The organism is Ralstonia sp. RL, assembly GCF_001683835.1.
Lineage (GTDB): Bacteria > Pseudomonadota > Gammaproteobacteria > Burkholderiales > Burkholderiaceae > Ralstonia > Ralstonia mannitolilytica.
On record NZ_LWRX01000228.1, the window covers coordinates 1 to 1,956 of the forward strand.

General features: G+C 64.2%; 2 protein-coding genes and 1 pseudogene. All 3 read right to left on the minus strand.

Going from position 1 to position 1,956, the window contains the following annotated elements; translation table 11 throughout:
- Nucleotides 1-489, minus strand: a 489-nt coding sequence (locus A6M56_RS20945) for an FAA hydrolase family protein (protein WP_502686949.1), incomplete at its 3' end; no start/stop codon positions are given.
- An 11-nt stretch (nt 490-500) separates the two neighbouring features.
- On the minus strand, nt 501-1,529 hold the full coding sequence (dmpG, locus tag A6M56_RS20950) for a 4-hydroxy-2-oxovalerate aldolase (protein WP_286758379.1): 1,029 nt from the start codon (nt 1,527-1,529) through the stop codon (nt 501-503).
- 9 nt (nt 1,530-1,538) lie between these two features.
- Nucleotides 1,539-1,956 (minus strand): annotated as a pseudogene (locus tag A6M56_RS20955) (acetaldehyde dehydrogenase (acetylating)); the annotation flags it as partial.

Sequence of the window (1,956 nt, forward strand, 5' to 3'; positions counted from 1 at the left end):
CGACGAGCAGTTGTCGGCCACCACGCTCTTGAGGTCGAACTTGAAGTCGCGGTAACGCGAGTCGATCACCTCGATGGCCGGCATCACGAAGTCGGTCGCGGCCAGCACGCTGCCGATGTGGCAGCCCGGGCCCTTTAACGGCGCCTTGGTGACGAAGGCGATTTCCGGCTCCACCTTCGGATGGATCAGCTCGGACACCTTCGCCTCGCCGCCTTCCGGCAGCGCGAAGTAATCGGCCAGGAAGCCGAACACCGGCGTATCCACGCCCATCTGCGTCATCTTCGCGTGCGAGGTCAGGCCCGCCTTCAGGCCGACGATGCGCGCGCCGCGCGCCACCTTGCGGCGCTTGATCTCGTCCTGGATCGCGTAGGCATCGTCCCAGTCCATGTCCGGATATTCATCGGTGATCTTGACGGTGTCGCGCGCTTGCAGCTCGCAGTTTTCCAGGTGCTGCGCGAGTTTCGCGATCGTGCTCTTGTCCAGTTTCATGGCATTCCCCTTCAGATCAGGCCGCGTTCGCGCGCCATCGTCAATGCGGTGTCTTCGATCATGTCTTCCTGGCCGCCGACCATGCCGCGCCGGCCCAGCTCCAGCAGCAGCTCGCGCGCCGGGATCTTGTACTTGGCTTCCGCGCGTTTCGCGAACAGCAGGAACGAGCCGTACACGCCGGCGTAGCCGAGCGTGAGCGCGTCGCGGTCGATGCGGATCGGGAAATCCATCATCGGCACCACCAGGTCTTCCGCCACGTCCTGGATCTGGAACACGTCGACGCCGGTCTCGATGCCCATGCGCGCGCACACGGCAACGAGCACTTCCATCGGCGTGTTGCCGGCGCCGGCGCCCAGACCCGCGGCGGCGGCGTCGATGCGGTTGGCGCCGTATTCGATCGCGGTGATCGAGTTGGCCACGCCCATCGCCAAGTTGTGATGACCGTGAAAGCCCAGCTCGGTTTCCGGTTTCAGCTTGTCGCGCAGCAGACCGATGCGCGCCTTCACGTCTTCGGTCAGCATGTAGCCGGCGGAGTCGGTGCAGTAGATGCAGTTGGCGCCATAGCTTTCCATCAGCTTGGCCTGCTCCAGGATTTTTTCCGGCGACGCGCGGTGGCTCATCATCAGGAATCCGACGGTATCCATGCCGAGCTTGCGCGCCAGGCCGATGTGCTGCTCGGAGACGTCGGCCTCGGTGCAGTGGGTCGCTACGCGGATGGTGCTCACGCCCAGTTCGCGCGCCATCTTCAGGTGGTCGACGGTGCCGATGCCGGGCAACAACAGCGCGGACACCTTGGCCTGCTGCATCAGCGGGATCACCGTGGACAGGTATTCCTCGTCGGTGTGCGCCGGGAAGCCGTAGTTGACGGAGGAGCCGCCCAGGCCGTCGCCGTGCGTGACTTCGATCAGCGGCACGCCGGCGGCATCGAGCCCCTGCGCGATGCTTTTCATCTGTTCCAGCGTCATCTGGTGGCGCTTCGGGTGCATGCCGTCGCGCAGCGTCATGTCGTGCAGCGTGACTTTCTTGCCTTTGAGTGTCATATCCATTCCTTATGCGGCGATCGGTTGCAAAGTCAGCTTGCCGGCGATGATTTCCTCGGCAAACATTTCGGCGGTGCGGGCGGCGGCGGCGGTCATGATGTCGAGGTTGCCCGCATACTTCGGCAGGTAGTCGCCCAGCCCCTCGACTTCCATGAACACCGACACGCGGTTGCCGTCGAATACCGGGCCGTTGACGAGCTTGTAGCCGGGCACGTATTTCTGCACTTCCTTGATCATCGCGTGGACCGATGCGGTGATCACGTCGCGCTCCGGCTCGCTCTCGGTCAGGCAGTGGACGGTGTCGCGCATGATCAGCGGCGGCTCGGCCGGATTGATCACGATGATCGCCTTGCCCTTCTTCGCGCCGCCGACCTTTTCCACCGCGCCAGCGGTGGTGCGGGTGAACTCGTCGATGTTCTTGCGCGTG